Consider the following 14739-nt stretch of genomic DNA (forward strand, 5'->3'; position numbering starts at 1 on the left):
AAGGATCTTTGCCATGGCCGTCCTCCATGGGTAAGAAGGTGCTGCGCACCTTCCCAGGGCAACGCCCGTGCTTCGCGCGGGCGTTGTGAAGTGACAGGCACAACGCTTCGCGTTGTGCTGTACTCGGCTTCGCCGAGTTGTGTTGTTTCCGTTTCGCTCCAACAACATGGGGCAGGGCGCTGCGCTTCCCTGCCTGGGGGCTCTCCGGCTTCGCCTTCGAGCCCTTTTTGGGCCCGCTTCGCGGGCCGGCAGCAGCGAGGGTGGGGCGCTGGTTGCTGATGCTGCATCAAAATGCAGCGGGATGAGGTCTTGTCTCAGGGTCTTCTACCCCTGTTGTGGGTACTTTCTTGTGCCAAGATTTTTGGTGGATTCGGATCTCGCGCGGTGCCTCTCGGGGTGCTCGATGAGTCCCGCGGCTTGGATGTCTGCCGGTCCCGTGGGCGGGATCCGCCTCCAGGGGCGCGTGTAGGGGGTCTGGCACACGGCGCAGTGGGCGAGGTAGAGCGCGGAGGTCGGGCTGTGCGCGGGGGCGGGTGTGACGGTGTACTCGCACTGCTCGATGACGGCGGCCAGACGGGGCCAGGGCGTGGGGCAGAGGCAGGTGTCCTGGTCTTGGGTCAATGGGCCTCCTTGGTGGGCGACTTGGCGGTGCGCCGGTTCGGCTCCCGGCCGATGGTGTGCTCGACTTGCTTGATCTCGTCCTTCCCGTAGGCGGTGCGGATGCCGGAGGTCGTCATGCCGCTGGCCTCCGACAGGGTCTCCAGCCGGTAGGGGCGGGCGCCGTGGAACTCCCGGCCGTAGGCGAGGAGCTGGCGGATCTCGGCATCCGCCGCGGCCTTGCGGGCCCGGGCGTCCTGCAGGGCCAGGAGCAGCGGGTCGGCATCGAGACCCTCGCTCGCGGCTTGGAGGTTCTCCGCCTCCTCGGCACGCAGGCGCTCGGCCTCTTCATAGGCGTCGAAGTAGAGATCCGGTGGAGTGACCGAGCCCGGCGGGGGGAGCGGGAAGCGGATCGCCGCAATGTCACTGAACACATTCATATTGTGATCATCGCAAAGAATTGCGTTGATCGCAATATGCCGGTGCGCATTGGTCAGCCGGAGCCCGGGTCCGAGCGGGAGCAGGGACTGCTTCTGCGCCGGGAGCGGCGTGGACGGCTCGTTGCTCGCTTCTTGCCCTTGACCTGTGCATATGTGCAGGGTGCGGAAGGTACGTCGGCTGCGGGCCCTGCGTCGATCGGCTCGCATTCGGGGTGCGGACGCTGTCACCATCGGCTCACTGCGCCAGCGAACTCCCGGCAGTTCCGCGGCCGTCCAGCACCCGCACATCCCACGTGGAGACACCGTCATGCCCACTGTCCCGCCCTCCGAGCCCTGCGACATCTCGCCCGCCGCCCCCGCTGTGTCCGGGCACCTGGCCGCGGGCGAGACGACGGTCATCGTCGCCGCCATCGCCGCGGTGACGGTGCTCGCGGCCCTCGAGCGCCCGATCCCCGCCGTGCTGACCGCGCTCGCCGCAGCGGCCGGCCTCCTGCTGGTGACCGGCCGATCGGGCCGCCTGCTCGCCGCACTCACCGGCGGCCGCTGATGAGCCGCCCGCCCGGTGAACCGGTCGAACTGGCCCAGCTGCGGGGCTGGTTGCGCGCCAGCAAAGGGTCGCTGACCTTCGACAGCATCGCCCGCTGGGCGCACGCGAGCGGACGGCCCGTCTCCACGTGCACGCTGCGCCGCGCCCTGGACGGCCGGCTGCCCACCAAGAACACCGTCCTGGCGTTCGCCCGGGGAACTGTCCACGCCCACGCCCGGGGCACCGCCGACAGGCACGCGGTGCAGGCTGCCGAGCAGGCCGGCGAAGCACTGTGGGAGGCGGCCGCGAGCGCCGCACGGCCGCCCCGGCCCACACCTCGCATGCGCTACGTACCGGGCCTCATCACCACCCAGGCCGGGCTGGCCAAGGCCATGAACCGCATACGCGCCGAGGCCGGCGATCCCACCCTGGAGGAGCTCACCGCCCGAGGCCAGGGCCGGTTCTCGCGCAGCACGCTCCGCCGCGCCCTGCATGGCGAGCAGTTGCCCAACGAGCTGCTACTGACCGGCTTCGCGGACGCCTGCGGCGCGAGCGAGGAAACCACCACCGCGCTGCTCGCCGCCCGCCGACGGATCCTGGCCGGACCGCGGCCCCCGGCCGTCTACCCGTGCGACATCGCCGAGCGGGCCGAGGAGCGGCGCCAGCAAGACGAGGCCGCCCGGCACTGGCTCGCCGAACCCGAGCTCGACTGGTACGACCAGCAACTGCGCGACGAGGAAGAAGCCGAGCACCGACGCGACGTCGCCTGGGTCGACCAGCTCACCGACGACGAGCTCAAGGCGCTGCAGCAGCAGGCCGCGGACAGCGCGAAGCCGGGCGACCTTCGCATCCGGCTCCGCGACCTCACCGCACAGAACCGGGCGACGCGCCCGTGAACCCCGCGTGGGCGCAGGGCAGCGCAGCTCCGGCGATTCACCGTGCGCGGCATACGACCCCGCCGCGGGCCGAGTAGCGCGTGGCGATGTCCGCGGCGGGCCGGGGCGTCCAGAGGCGGTTGCGGCGATGGTGTGCTCGGTAGGGTTCGGGGCCGGCGCGTCGCGTCGCACGCCCCTGTCGGATCGGACGGAACAGATCGCCCGACGCGGGGGTCCCCCACTGTCGGGGCCAGGGCCATTCCCTGCAGCTCAGGACTCACAACCAGCAGCTGGGGCCGCATCCAGGCCGTCGAGATACTCGGCGGCCTGGACAAGCGACGCTGGAGCCCTCGGACAGGGCTCCGGCGAAGCGTCACCAGCTGTGGGCCAGCTGCACAGCGGCGATAACGAGTGCGAGCGCGGCGACGACAACTCCGGCGATCGTCCACCGGTTCATCGAACTCGGCCGACCGGTCGGCGCCACCGTCGAGTCGGGCACGCGGGACGGAGAACTCGCACTCGTCCCGCTCGTCCCGGTCTTCCGGTACAGGAGCACCAGCGCGAAGGCCGCGAAAGCGGCAAATACAACGACGAAGCAGACGAACGTGATGTGACTGATCAAGAACTCGCCCGGGACGGGGAGGAGTTGAAGGGAGGCGGCGTCTGCCGCGATCGAGTACTTCATGACGACGAGCATCCCGATCCCGGTCTATGTGTTGTATCCGGGCTTCCGTGTTGACGCTCTGGAACACTTAACTCATGAGTCGAGGGCTTGGATCCGTTCAGCGGCGGATCCTGGGGACGCTGGAGCGCATCGAGCAGGCATGCCCTGGGGCGTGGGTACTGCGCTGGGCACTCGTCACCCCGAAGGAAGGGCAGAAGGCCGAGCGGTCGGACTTCCAGTCCACAGCGCGAGCCGTCAGAACACTGGAGTCGCGAGGTTTCGTGGAGACCCGCATCTTCGAGCGGTACGGCCGTGAGCCGATCGTCCGCCTGCTCAAGGACGACCGGCCTCCGCCGCGCGACCCGGAAGAAGAACTCAAGATTCGAACAGAGCTGGACAGCCAGGTCTCTCCGATCAATCAGAAGCTGCGCATGCAAGGTTCACGGATTCGGGTCGAGATCGTGGATGCCGGGCCGTCGGAAGCCATCGACTTCGTCGACCAGGAGACCGGAAGGCGCTACCGAGCTCTCCTCCTCTACTGATCAGCTGTGCGAACCCGGCGCGAGGCGACCCGAGCGGTGCGCGGGCATGCCGAGGAGCATCCAAGGGCCGGCAGCCATCTGCTGATCCCGGGCATCGGGACCAGATGGTGCGCACAGACGTCGGCGCCACCAGGAGCTCGGTGCCAGCATCCCGAGCGGCAGCCGCCGTGCGGCCCGCTCCCGGACGGTCCGGCACCGGGAACCGTCTCCGGCGCCCGACGCCGGCTGAATCAGACGGCCGGATTGCGCGCTGCCCCGGAGCGCGGTGTGGGAATGGCCGCCGGCCGGCGCAGCAGGTCGGGGATGAGGTCCCCGTGACGGTGCCGGAGGTACTCGAGGGCCTGTTCCAGGGAGGGGTTGTGGTCGATGCCGTTCTTGACGAACTCCAGCCGCTGCTTGGCCTCCCTCAGGATCTCGGACCACGTCCGCACCCAGACCCGGACGCGTGCGTGTTCGAAACTCGTGGGCTCGCTGTACAGGCCCTCCGGATGGCCGGCCTGGCGGACGCGCGGCATCAGCCGGTCTTTGATCGAACGGACGACGAGGTAGAAGTCCCAGGTGGTATCGACGTTGGCGAAGCGGGGGTCGTTGAGGACGGCCTGCATGTAGTCGTCGACCTGATCGGCCTGTGCGCGGTCCGCATCGACGGAGGGAGCCTTGAGCTCGACGACGAGGTGCCGTACGCGGTCGTGCTCGTGGCTTTCGGCGGAGAGCATGAGGTCGACTCGCCGGGCGCCACCGTCGACCGCGCGCACGGACCCGTCGGGGGTGGGGTCCCAGCCCACGGTGCGCCGGTGATGTTCGAGCATGCGGGTCAGGCCGATCTCGCTGCTGCGCATCATGTTGAACTCTTCGCCGAACACCCACAGTTCGCGTTCGAGGATCTTGTGGAGGTGGTCGCGTTCCTTGACCAGCCCGTAGGTCTCTTCGTCGAAGACCAGGTGCTCGAGGGCGGTCAGGAACTGGAGCCGGGAGGTGACGATGGACGATGCGCGGATGATGTTGGACAGGCTGGTCTGCTGGAGAAGTCCGTGCAGGTGGCTGACGTCGTCCCTGCCCAGGCGCAGCACCTTCTCCAGGATCTCGACCATCTCGTCCGGGTCGTGGCGAAGGGAGTTCTTCAGCAGGGAGAGCGTGAGGCGCTTCTTGGTCCTGTCGCCCGGGATGTGGCGGTTGATGGATGTGGCGACCAGGTCGAACGTCGCCTGTTCGGCACGGGCCTGGTCCCCTTCCGCGCGGCGCGGGTAGGGGTAGACGCCTTCCGCGATTTACCTGTCCACGAGCTGTCGGCGCTGGCGTCGGCGCCGTTCCTCGAGCCGGGTTGCGATCCAGTCGCGGGCGGCACGCAGCAGCGGTGTCAGGGGCGTGTCGCCGCCCAGCATGATCAGGGGGATCTCGTTGCGGTGCCGGGGCATGGGCTCCCACAGCACATAGGCGGTGTAGGAGAAGTCGGCGTGCTCGGCGGAGGCGTCGATCGTCTCCACGGGAGCGCTGGCGGCGTCGCAGAGGGCGATGGTGCGTTCCGTGCTGCTGCGCCAGTGGATCAGGCGGACGGTGAAGGGGTGCGTCTGCCCGTCATGCTCGAAGGTCAGGTCTTTGGAGTGGTCTTCGTCCTGGATCTGGGTGCGCGGGTCGATGCGCTGGCCGTCGTAGGTGACCCGGACATCGGTCCAGGTCAGGAGATAGGGCGCGAGAGCTGCCGTGATCTGGGTGGCGGCTTTGGTCTCCAGGAGCCGCAGGAGGTGGCGGGACTGCTTCCCCCACAGCTCGACCGTTGTGCCGGGCCGGTCCGTCTCGCCTGCCGGCTGCGAGTCGATGCGCCACGTCGTCCGTCGGCGGATCTCGGACTCGATCGTGGTGCGCATCAGCCGGCCGTCCACTGCACGGGCCGTGCTCGTCCACCGCGTTGAATCGCCCAGGGCGAAGGCGCGCAGTCGTCCGCGGCCGGCCTTCCCGTGCAGCGGCCGCAGCAGCCGATCGGTCGTCCCGCCCATGCGCTTGTCGGAGTTACCGACCCGCTTGAACGCCGATCGCGCCTTCTCCGGGGTGATGCCGTCGCCGTTGTCGGTCACGACGACCTTGTCCACCCCTTCCATGGCGGATCGCTCGACGATCACATCGACCTGGGTCGCATCGGCATCGAGGGAGTTCCACACCAGTTCCAGAACGGCCTTGACCGCCTCCCGCTCGTGAGAGAGCTGCCGCACCAGGTCGTCCCCGGCTTCCAGAAGAACGTGATCCGCCATAACAGGGCATCCTCCAGCAGGCCGGAACACATTGTCCATGCCGCATCAACCGCCCGTAACGACTGCAGGTCTTCGGGATTCCGCTACAACCGTTGCGCGTCGGCGGCAGTCGGACTGTCTGCCCCCTTCTCACAGCGCCGAAAGACCTGACATGCCCCTCCCCTCGCCCGCCGACCTCCCCCAGTCCGAGGCGCCGCAGATCCATCCCCACACAGCCGAACTGCTTGAAGGGATGAGCGAGGAACATGCGGCGCTGACTCTCGGCCTCGGGGTGCTCGTGCAGCGCGCCGCGGAAGTCGAGTACATCCTGCACGGCCTGTATGCCCACCTCGGTGATGTCGAACGGCCCTACACAGACGAGCCTCACGAATCGGTGACGTACTTCATCAAGAAGGCCAAGTCCCGACTGGACCAGATCTCCGAGGATCGGATTCCCGCCCAAGAGCGTTCAGCGCTGCTGCACGACCTGGACCTGTGCACGGCTGGCTTCAACGAGCGCAACCGGTACATCCACAGTTGCTGGGCGTACGACGAGGAGACTCACGGGTGGCGAACTGTGAAGGGAACGAAGGGCCTCAGCCGTCCAGAGATCGGCCTAGTCTCCAGCGAGGACGTATGGGACCTGGCCGGCGAGTTCGCCCGGCTGCGGGACAAACTGATCGCCTGGGACGCCCACTACTTCGGCACGCCCGGTGACCCAGATCTGGACGAGCCTGCCGTCTCCTCGAAACGCATGTAGCCCGCCGCTCTTCCCGGACGTGGTGTCGGTGAACACGAACGCCACAGCGGCAGGCTCCCCCGCCCCGTCGGCGGACAGCTGCGGCACCACATCCGCTGCGCGTGTACGACCGTGCAGCCATCTGAGCAGGCTCGCTACGAACCCCACCGCTCCCACCGCGTGGCTACCCGGCCACCGATGGCCTGCACACCGCACCGCGCCCGCGGGGGTTAGCACGGTGCCGGGAGTGCCGCGCTGTCGGCTCGGGTCGTAGTCGCCGATGGCGGTGAGCAGCGGTGACTCCGGCCTGGTGCCTCGGCCAGCCGGAACCCGGATCCGAGCGGGAGAAGGGCTTGCTACTGCGCAGGCCTCAGCCCGGGTCTGCGAAACAGGCGCCTTGTGGGTGCGTTTGCCTTGATATCCCAGACGCTCGATCGAGGCGAACTTGCGATCCAGAGGGCACAGCGGGGATGCGCCCGGTGCGTGCAGGCCGCTGCACCCTGGACCGGGCCGCCCATGCGGAGGTGCCGGACTGTTTCCCTCAAACGGTATTCCTTCCGGCATGCCGTTTGGCATACTCCAAGGTATGGAGGACACCAGCGTCAAGATCGACACAGCGACCCGGGACCGGTTCAAGGCCCTGGCCGCAGAGCGCGGGCTGACCATGCGCGACTACCTCGCCGAGCTCGCCGAGAAGGAGGAGCACGCCAAACTCCTGGACTCGGCCACAGCCGCCTTCCGCCGCGCCATCACCGAGCCCGGCATCGCCGAGGCGTTCGACCGCGACTTCGGCGGGCTCCCGCACAGCACGCGGCAGGCGGCGGCCTGACCCGTGGAGCTGCTGATCGACCACCGGTGGCTCCTGGACCGCCAGGAAGAGCTGCTCGGCAAGGAACTCACCGTCAACGACTTCTCCGTCCTGGCCGCTGCCGCGGCCAGGCACCGGGTCAACACCCCGCGGCTCGGCTACAACCCGGACGCCTACTGGCGCGCCGCCGTGCTGCTCGAGGAGATCGTGCTGCTGCGCCCGCTACCGGCCCGCAACGAGTTCTTCGGCTACGGCGTCGCCGTCGCCTACATCCGGGCCTCCGGGCAGACCGTGGAAGCCGCCTACGAGCACTGGCGGGACCTGATCAACGACATCCGCGCGCTCCGCCTGGACGTCTACGACATCGCCGACCGCCTGCGCTCCTGGCGCATTCTCTGACCCGGCGGAACACGACCTCGCCGCCACAGAGCCGGAACCACACCGGGGCGCGGCCGGGCGGCGGCATCGTCACCGCGCAGCCGGTGCGGCGAGCGTCCCACGGCCCGGCGTCACGCCCACCGGACGGGCGGACCGCCGGGCCCCCGCCCGAGGACACCCGTCACGAGCCGGGCCGGTCGTCAGGTGCTTCGGGCGGCGATCTGCCGGCCGATCGCGGTCCAGACCGGCTCGGCCGGCTCCTCGGGCACGGCGCCTGTGAGCCCGTCGAGGTGCTCGACGGCGTGGGCGGTGATGTAGCGGTCGGGGTCGGGGGACTGGAGGTAGCGGCGCAGCAGGTCGGGATCGAGGCCCTGGCGCTCGAGGTGGGCGGCGAGGGTGCCGACGAGGAGGTGGGTCTGGGCGAGGGCGTCGGTCAGGGCGTAGAGGACCAGGCGCTGCCACTCCCCCATGCTGCCGTGGTGCAGGTGCCCGTGGCTCTGCGCGCGGGCGAGGTAGGTGGTGATGTGCCGGCAGTGGTGGGCGACCAGGGCCGGGAGTTCCGGCGGCACCGCGTCGTCCCCGGCCCGCGACGGCACCGGATTGGGAGTGGGTGGGATGGTGCGGGCCCCGAGAGCGGGCGGCAGGACATCGCGGACCTGCTGCAGGCCCTTCGTGTGCTCCGGTCCTCGCGGGATCTTGCTGCGCCGCTGCGGACGCCTGCGCGGGTAAGGGGTACTGCTCATGGGTCGTCTCCGGCCGCCCCTCAGGCAGCGGCGATCATCGCGGGGGCGCTGTGAGCGACGCGGCGCGCCTTGGGCCTACCCGTCCGCATCCGGCACGGGCGGATGCGGCACTCGGCCGGGCACCGTCACAGCGCAAGCAGAAGGGCGGCACCACCCGGACAACGACACTTCTGCGTTCCCGTCACGCCCCGTCGGTGCGTGGGCGTGCGCGGATCTAGGGTCGGCACCCGCGGGACCCTACCGGGCGGCGATGACCTTCCGCTGCAGCGCCTCGCAGGGTGATCTTCCCCGAGGTGAAGACGGCGGGCCAGCCCTGCTCGGCGTTGCGCAGGGCGCTGTTCAGCGGAGGGTCGGCCGGTCGGCCGTCGGCAGCGACACCACGGCCGTCGCCGTGCCCGGTGCGAGCCGTGCCAGATCACCGGCCCTCTGCCGGGGGCAGCGTGCACACCCCGCGCTCCGCCCCTCCGGGTCCGGCGGGGCGCCGGGCCGGGGAGTCGACGAGCATCCGGACGGCTGCCGCCCGTCCTTCGGCATCCAGCCGGGCGGGCAGCAGGCCCGCCGCAGCGGCCTCACGGGCCGGCAGTCGGTGGGCAGGCCCCCCTCTCGGGTGGGCGCCAGGCTGGTGCTCCACCGTGGTCGGGGGACGTCTGCGGGGTCAGACGCGGAGCTGGTAGTGCATCAGGCGAGCGCGGGCGTACTCGTGGTCCGTTCCGAAGGTCCGGGCGACGGTTTCCCAGGACAGCTCGTCCTCGTCCGCGCTCGCCTGGGCGTCGGCCGCGGCGTGCCGGGCGATGCGCAGGGTGATGCGCTCCAGGGCGGCGATGGCCTTCAGGGCGGCCAGCGGGGAGTCGGCGGCCAGGTCGTGCAGCTGCTCGTCGAGGCGCTCCACGAGATCCGTCATCGCGGCGGGCAGCGGGAGCGAGCGGGCCTCGAGGTCGTGGAGGTGGCCGTCGAAGTCCGTGCGGGCGGCGGAGGTGTCGACCGTCTCCGGGTCGTCCGCGGCCGTGCCCCAGTCGATCCGGTACAGGTGCTCGCACCGCCAGCCGCAGGAGCACACCGCGCGCAGGTGAGAAGGCCGCGGGCTGCCCAGGGTGCCGTCGTAGGCCCACCACTCCCTCGTGCTGGGCATGTGACTGCCGCTGCCGGCGTCCAGATAACCGGGGCCGGTTCGCTGCCGTCGGCCAGCACCGCCCCCGCGAAACCCTGATGCCGGTCCCCGAACTCCTCCGACGCCCACACCACCATCACCGCTCCCCTTCACCTCGGTTACTGCGGTCCCTCCGGCGGCCGCGCAGTGCAAGGGGCCGCCGAGGCGAGCCTGCCCGAACCGGACACCCCGCGAGAGGCGAACCCCCGAACAGGGGACGACACCAGGCTTCGGCGACGTAGCCGGCCCGGGGCAGCCCGGGGCAGCCCGGGGCAGCCCGGGGCAGCCCGGCTGCAGGCGGGCGGTGAGGCCGAACTGGTTCATCAGGTCGGTGAAGGATTCCTGCGCGCTCTCGCGCAGTACGTCGTCGGTGTCGGCCAGGGTCACCAGGGCGGTCACCGGCTGGATGCGGCGCGGCCGGCGTGCGTGGTCGGGAATCGTTTTGAAGCTCGCGTACTCGGTGACGACCGGGGTCAGGGGTGCCGGTTGGGCGGTGGTGATGGTGGCCGTGACGTGGACGGTGCTGTCCACGCCCAGGCGGCGGCCGAGTTCGCGGGCGAGCGCGAGGACGTCGCGGCAGGATGCGCCGGTGACATCCGCGTCGACCACGATCCCCTCCGTGTCCGGGTCGGCGTGGTCGCCGCGCAAGGCCTTCCAGGACAGGTTGGCGGCCAGGACGATACTGCCGTCGTGGTGCAGCTCGGCGAGGACCCCCCGGCCCGTGCGCAGGGGCAGGGTGCTGAAGACCCAGCGGCGCAGCCCCGGCCGAGGGTAGGACATGACGACGTTGAGCGCCGTCAGGGGACCGACGACGTGGTAGTTGCGGGACATGTCCCGGGAGCAGGCGAGGGCGGTAGCGCAGACCTCGGCGGCGTTCTCCCTCGCGAGCGGCGGGGCAGTGCGCGGCAGCGGCCGCTCCGGGCGGGCGACGGCGAGGAACCAGGCCGAGGGTTCGGCCTGCTCGGCAAGGACGTTCTCCCGGGTGTGGGCGATGAGCCACTCGAGCTCGTCCTGGGCATGCTGGGTGCGGGTGAAGCGGTCGCGGTAGGCGCGTTCGATCTGGTGCTCGGCCATCCAGGCGGTGTGGTCGGCGTCCCGGTAGGGGACGACGGCGGCCTGCTGGTCCTTGTCCTTGGCCGCGGTGCCGTAGACGTGGTGCGGCGCCATCGGGCTGGGAGGGATGTCGATGACCAGGAAGCTCAGGGCGCGGTCGGGCGAGGTGAGGGTGGTGAAGGTGACGTCGGGCAGGTAGGGCTGGACGTGGTTGCGGATCCACTGCGCGTACTGCTGGCTGTTGACCTCGTCGGGGTCGATACCGACGGGCTCGGTGGTCCTGTCCCGCACGCCGAAGACGAGCAGGCCGCCGCGGGTGCTGGCCATCGCGGCGACGTCCTTGGCCAGCTCGTTCCAGCGACCGTCGCGCGGCGGCTGCGGCAGCTGCTCTTTCCAGTCCAGATCGTCGGACTCGGCGAGGTTGGCCCCTGCGGCCCTCTTCACCATGTCGAAGGTCACCGGGCCGGGCGGGGCTCCGAGGTACTCGTGCAGTCGCGTCCAGGAACGAGCCATGCAGAAGACCCTACGACCCGGCACCGACACCCCGGCACCGATCCACCGCCGGGCGCAGGAGACAACCCACGGCGCGGCCAGCCTAGTTGGGCCGCTCCTCTCACATGGGGCGCCGCCGGGCTGGGCGTGCAGAGCGACATCCGCCAGCACCTGCTCAAGGACACCGCCCGGAACCGGAACGCGCATCCGGCAACCCCCACTCGGGCAGGTGTCGGCGTACACCTGACGTGCACCAGTAGGTACAACTCGACGTGCACAACTGCAGCGCCTCGCAGCGCTGCTGGTACTCGGCCGTGGCGATCGCCAGACAACGGCTTGTTCTTGCGTCCCGTCACTTGATCGGTGGAAATCCAGCGCCGAGGATACGTAGGGCGAGATCGCCTTGGGGAGGCACAGTGCGTCTGGGGACGGTGGCGGTGACGGGCGCGGCGGGGAACATCGGGGCCGTCGTGCGCAGGGCACTTCAGAGCGAAGCGACGCGTGTGATCCTGCTCGACCGGGTGACGCTGCGGCCGGAAGCCGACAACGAGGACGTGCACACCATCGACCTGCGCGACGCGGCCGCCGTGGAATCGGCCCTCGCGGGCGCTGACCAGGTGCTCCATCTGGGCGGTATGCCGGATGAAGCGCCGCTCGAGGATCTACTCGATGTCAACGTGCTCGGCACCCACCACGTGCTGGAGGCGGCACGACGAACGGGCATCGAACGGGTGGTGCTGGCCAGCAGTAACCGCGTGGCCGGCTTCTACCCCATCGGGCATTTCACGAGGCCGCAAGAGCCCGTACGGCCTGACGGCCTGTACGGCGTGAGCAAGGCAGCCATTGAGGCCCTCGGCCAGCTCTACGCCGACAAATTCGGCCTGTCCGTCATCTGCCTGCGCATCGGCAGCTTCGAACCCGTCCCGACCGAGCCCCGACATCTGGCAACGTGGCTCAGCCCGCGCGACGCCGTCGGCTACGTTCGGGCTGCCCTGACCGCCCCGTCCTCCACCCGGTTTGCCACCGTGTACGCCGTCTCCGCCAACACCCGCCGTTTCTGGGAGGTCCCGGATTCAGCGGTACTGGACTACACACCCGTCGACAACGCCGAATGCCACGCCGTCGACGTTCCCGGAGCCGAGCTCCCGGCCGACCCTACGTCACCCCAGGCCGGCCCTTATGCCTCGCCCGAGTTCACCCTCCCACATCTCCGGTCCTGACCACTCAACCGCACATGAGTAACACCCACCGTGTCCTATGTGGTGAGGCGGATGAGTCGTTTGTAGCAGCAGAGGGCGGCGGCGAGGCCGAGGAAGGCCAGGTAGTTGTGGGGATGGCGCTCGTAGCGGTGGTTGAGTCTGCGGTAGCCGGTGAGCCAGGACATGGTGCATTCGATGACCCAACGACGTCGGCCGAGTCGTTCGCTGGACTCGATGCCATTGCGGGCGATCCGGACTGCGATGCGCTTGCCGCGTAACCATTTCCGCAGTTGAGGTATGTCGTATGCCTTGTCGGCGTGCAATTTTCGGGGCTTGTAGTGCCAGCCGCGGTGGGGGTCGTGTCTCGATAGGATGGTGTCCCGTCGAGTGCTGTAGCAGCGATCTCCGCATAGCCCCTGGTCATGAGGCGGCCATCGCGCAACTCTCCGAGTAGCGAAGCTCGTTGAGAGAGGTGACGCGATGGCCTTGTCCCAGCATGACTTACTCCGGCTGATGGAGTCACTGCGTACGGCGGACGGAATCGAGTTGATCAGGGTCCTGGCCCAGCGGATCCTGCAGGAACTCATCGAGGCCGAGGCCACCACCCACATCGGCGCGGAGCCCGGCGAGCACGCCGAGACCCGTACGACCTGGCGCAACGGTCACCGCGACAAAGTGCTGACCACGCAGGCCGCAGACCTGGACCTGGCCATCCCCAAGGTCCGCACCGGCACCTTCTTCCCCAGCCTGCTCGAACGCCGCCGCCGTATCGACCGGGCCCTTTACGCCGTCATCGTTGAGGCATACGTCCACGGAGTGTCCACCCGCAGCGTGGACGACCTGGTCAGGGCCCTGGGCGCGGACACCGGGATCTCCAAGAGCGAGGTCTCCCGGCTCTGCGCCGGACTGGACGCCGAACTCACCGCCTTCCGCACCCGCCCGCTGGACCACACCCGATTCCCCTACATCTACCTGGACGCGACGTACTGCAAGGCGCGGGTGAACCACCAGATCGTGTCCCAGGCCGTGGTGATCGCCACCGGCATCACCGAGGACGGCGGACGCGAAGTGCTGGGACTGATGGTCGGCGACAGCGAGACCGAGGCGTTCTGGAGCGAGTTCCTGCGCTCCCTGCGCGAACGGGGCCTGAACGGGGTCCGCCTGGTCATCGCCGACCACCACTCGGGTCTGGTCAAGGCCGTGCGCAAAGTCATACTCGGCGCCGGCTACCAAAGATGCCGCGTTCACTTCCTGCGCAACGTCTTCGCGATGATCCCGAAGGACTCCGCGGAAATGGTGGCCGCGACCATCCGCACGATCTTCGCCCAGCCTGACGCCGCAGCCGTCCGGGCCCAGCTCGACACCGTCGCCGACATGCTCGGCCGCCAGTTCCCCAAGGTCAGGGCCCTGCTCCTGGAGGCGAAGGAGGACCTGACCGCGTTCGCGGACTTCCCTGATCGGCACTGGAAGAAGATCCAGTCGACCAACCCGCTGGAGCGGATCAACCGCGAGATCAAACGCCGGACCGACGTCGTGCAGATCTTCCCCAACCCCGACGCCCTCGAACGACTCACCACCGCCGTGCTCATCGAGATGCACGACGAGTGGATCGCCTTCCCACGCCGCTACCTCCCCGAAGGCAGCATGGACAAGATCTACCCCAACAACGACCAGATCGGTCCGACTACACCACCACAGGGGGCACGACCCACTTCGGCGTGCAGCGGATCTGCCGGGTGCTCGGAGCGTCCCGCGCCGGCTACTACCGGCACCTGGCCACCGAGCAGGCCCGCGCAGAGCGCCAGGCTGAGGGGAAGCGGACCGTGAGCGAGATCCGCGCCATCCACGCCGAGCACCATAGTGCCTACGGCGCCCCGCGCGTCCATGCTGAGTTCCGGGCCCGCGGGCGCAGGATCAACCGCAAGCGCGTCACTCGGCTGATGCGTATCAACCACATCGTCGGGCGGCACCTACGCAAGAAGAAGCGGACAACGATCGCGGACCGGACCGCGCCGCCCGCGCCGGACCTGGTGATGCGCGACTTCACCGCGGACACACTCAACACCAGGTGGTGCGGCGACATCACCTACATAGCCGTCGGATCGGCGTGGCTCTACCTCGCCACGGTGATCGACATCTGCTCGAGGAAGGTGGTGGGCTGGTCGATCGCCGACCACATGCGCACCTCCCTGGTCACCCGACGCGATCGAAATGGCCGTGGCCGCCCGCGGAGGGCGGGTCCACGGCGTCGTGTTCCACACGGACAGGGGTGCCCAGGGCAGATTCAACTGGTCGTCGCAACACCTCACTG

At 69.4% G+C, this 14739-nt stretch carries 13 protein-coding genes and 3 pseudogenes; 9 read left to right on the forward strand and 7 right to left on the reverse strand.

Annotation, left to right across the window (positions count from 1 at the left end; genetic code table 11):
• Positions 1-617: 617 nt before the first annotated feature.
• The gene (locus DDW44_RS31855) at positions 618-1031 is read right to left on the reverse strand and encodes a hypothetical protein (protein ID WP_167455459.1); all 414 of its coding nucleotides are present in this window, start codon (positions 1029-1031) and stop codon (positions 618-620) included.
• A gap of 313 nt (positions 1032-1344) precedes the next feature.
• On the opposite strand from DDW44_RS31855, the gene DDW44_RS00010 reads away from it, so the two are divergent.
• Both DDW44_RS00010 and DDW44_RS00015 read left to right on the forward strand, forming a co-directional pair.
• Positions 1345-1584, forward strand: coding sequence for a hypothetical protein (locus DDW44_RS00010; RefSeq protein WP_108905106.1), 240 nt, complete (start codon positions 1345-1347; stop codon positions 1582-1584).
• Positions 1584-2459 (forward strand): hypothetical protein, encoded by an 876-nt coding sequence (locus tag DDW44_RS00015; RefSeq protein WP_108905107.1) that lies wholly within the window; start codon positions 1584-1586, stop codon positions 2457-2459. Before DDW44_RS00010 ends, DDW44_RS00015 begins: the two co-directional genes overlap by 1 nt.
• 352 nt (positions 2460-2811) lie before the next feature.
• On the opposite strand, the gene DDW44_RS00020 is transcribed toward DDW44_RS00015, so the two are convergent.
• Positions 2812-3123 carry a hypothetical protein gene (locus DDW44_RS00020; RefSeq protein WP_146206986.1) on the reverse strand — a complete coding sequence of 104 codons (312 nt, stop codon included), beginning with the start codon at positions 3121-3123 and terminating at the stop codon, positions 2812-2814.
• Between the two features lie 74 nt (positions 3124-3197).
• Here DDW44_RS00020 and DDW44_RS31555 point away from each other — a divergent pair, with 74 nt between their 5' ends.
• Positions 3198-3644 (forward strand): hypothetical protein, encoded by a 447-nt coding sequence (locus DDW44_RS31555; protein ID WP_146206987.1) that lies wholly within the window; start codon positions 3198-3200, stop codon positions 3642-3644.
• A 230-nt stretch (positions 3645-3874) separates the two neighbouring features.
• Here the strand turns inward: DDW44_RS31555 and DDW44_RS00030 are convergent, their stop codons facing one another.
• Together DDW44_RS00030 and DDW44_RS00035 are read right to left on the reverse strand one after the other, a co-directional pair.
• Positions 3875-4735 (reverse strand): hypothetical protein, encoded by an 861-nt coding sequence (locus tag DDW44_RS00030; protein ID WP_108905110.1) that lies wholly within the window; start codon positions 4733-4735, stop codon positions 3875-3877.
• A 177-nt stretch (positions 4736-4912) separates the two neighbouring features.
• On the reverse strand, positions 4913-5890 hold the full coding sequence (locus tag DDW44_RS00035) for an ATP-binding protein (protein WP_167455460.1): 978 nt from the start codon (positions 5888-5890) through the stop codon (positions 4913-4915).
• Positions 5891-6041: 151 nt separating this feature from the next.
• Between DDW44_RS00035 and DDW44_RS00040 the strand changes: the two genes are divergently transcribed.
• The 3 genes from DDW44_RS00040 (at position 6042) to DDW44_RS00050 (ending at position 7815) form a co-directional block, all read left to right on the forward strand.
• Positions 6042-6629: a hypothetical protein gene (locus DDW44_RS00040; RefSeq protein ID WP_108905112.1), complete on the forward strand. Its 588-nt coding sequence runs from the start codon at positions 6042-6044 to the stop codon at positions 6627-6629.
• A gap of 565 nt (positions 6630-7194) precedes the next feature.
• Positions 7195-7437: a hypothetical protein gene (locus tag DDW44_RS00045; RefSeq protein WP_017950107.1), complete on the forward strand. Its 243-nt coding sequence runs from the start codon at positions 7195-7197 to the stop codon at positions 7435-7437.
• Positions 7438-7440: 3 nt separating this feature from the next.
• Positions 7441-7815 (forward strand): toxin Doc, encoded by a 375-nt coding sequence (locus DDW44_RS00050; RefSeq protein WP_108905113.1) that lies wholly within the window; start codon positions 7441-7443, stop codon positions 7813-7815.
• 179 nt (positions 7816-7994) lie between these two features.
• Here the strand turns inward: DDW44_RS00050 and DDW44_RS00055 are convergent, their stop codons facing one another.
• The gene (locus DDW44_RS00055) at positions 7995-8537 is read right to left on the reverse strand and encodes a hypothetical protein (RefSeq protein WP_108905114.1); all 543 of its coding nucleotides are present in this window, start codon (positions 8535-8537) and stop codon (positions 7995-7997) included.
• 655 nt (positions 8538-9192) lie between these two features.
• Positions 9193-11250, reverse strand: a complete 2058-nt coding sequence (locus tag DDW44_RS00060; RefSeq protein WP_167455461.1) for an AlbA family DNA-binding domain-containing protein — start codon at positions 11248-11250, stop codon at positions 9193-9195.
• Between the two features lie 449 nt (positions 11251-11699).
• Between DDW44_RS00060 and DDW44_RS00065 the strand changes: the two genes are divergently transcribed.
• A complete protein-coding gene (locus tag DDW44_RS00065; protein ID WP_244224175.1) occupies positions 11700-12449 on the forward strand; it encodes an NAD-dependent epimerase/dehydratase family protein in 750 nt (249 codons plus the stop codon).
• A gap of 35 nt (positions 12450-12484) precedes the next feature.
• Here DDW44_RS00065 and DDW44_RS00070 read toward each other — a convergent pair.
• Positions 12485-12796: pseudogene (locus DDW44_RS00070) on the reverse strand (transposase); the annotation flags it as partial.
• Positions 12797-12908: 112 nt separating this feature from the next.
• Here DDW44_RS00070 and DDW44_RS00075 point away from each other — a divergent pair.
• Together DDW44_RS00075 and DDW44_RS00080 are read left to right on the forward strand one after the other, a co-directional pair.
• A pseudogene (locus tag DDW44_RS00075) lies at positions 12909-14108 on the forward strand (IS256 family transposase); the annotation flags it as partial.
• A 32-nt stretch (positions 14109-14140) separates the two neighbouring features.
• Positions 14141-14705, forward strand: a pseudogene (locus DDW44_RS00080) (IS3 family transposase); the annotation flags it as partial.
• Between the last annotated feature and the right edge of the window lie 34 nt (positions 14706-14739).

It is taken from the genome of Streptomyces tirandamycinicus (assembly GCF_003097515.1).
Taxonomy (GTDB): domain Bacteria; phylum Actinomycetota; class Actinomycetes; order Streptomycetales; family Streptomycetaceae; genus Streptomyces; species Streptomyces tirandamycinicus.

What these genes read in the sequence shown, in the direction of transcription:
- DDW44_RS31555 (WP_146206987.1), top strand. Translation starts at nt 3,198, where the DNA reads ATGAGTCGAGGGCTTGGATCCGTTCAGCGGCGGATCCTGGGGACGCTG.
- DDW44_RS00035 (WP_167455460.1), bottom strand. Translation starts at nt 5,890, where the DNA reads ATGGCGGATCACGTTCTTCTGGAAGCCGGGGACGACCTGGTGCGGCAG.
- DDW44_RS00040 (WP_108905112.1), top strand. Translation starts at nt 6,042, where the DNA reads ATGCCCCTCCCCTCGCCCGCCGACCTCCCCCAGTCCGAGGCGCCGCAG.
- DDW44_RS00060 (WP_167455461.1), bottom strand. Translation starts at nt 11,250, where the DNA reads ATGGCTCGTTCCTGGACGCGACTGCACGAGTACCTCGGAGCCCCGCCC.
- DDW44_RS00010 (WP_108905106.1), top strand. Translation starts at nt 1,345, where the DNA reads ATGCCCACTGTCCCGCCCTCCGAGCCCTGCGACATCTCGCCCGCCGCC.
- DDW44_RS00020 (WP_146206986.1), bottom strand. Translation starts at nt 3,123, where the DNA reads ATGAAGTACTCGATCGCGGCAGACGCCGCCTCCCTTCAACTCCTCCCC.
- DDW44_RS00015 (WP_108905107.1), top strand. Translation starts at nt 1,584, where the DNA reads ATGAGCCGCCCGCCCGGTGAACCGGTCGAACTGGCCCAGCTGCGGGGC.
- DDW44_RS00045 (WP_017950107.1), top strand. Translation starts at nt 7,195, where the DNA reads ATGGAGGACACCAGCGTCAAGATCGACACAGCGACCCGGGACCGGTTC.
- DDW44_RS00055 (WP_108905114.1), bottom strand. Translation starts at nt 8,537, where the DNA reads ATGAGCAGTACCCCTTACCCGCGCAGGCGTCCGCAGCGGCGCAGCAAG.
- DDW44_RS00030 (WP_108905110.1), bottom strand. Translation starts at nt 4,735, where the DNA reads ATGGTCGAGATCCTGGAGAAGGTGCTGCGCCTGGGCAGGGACGACGTC.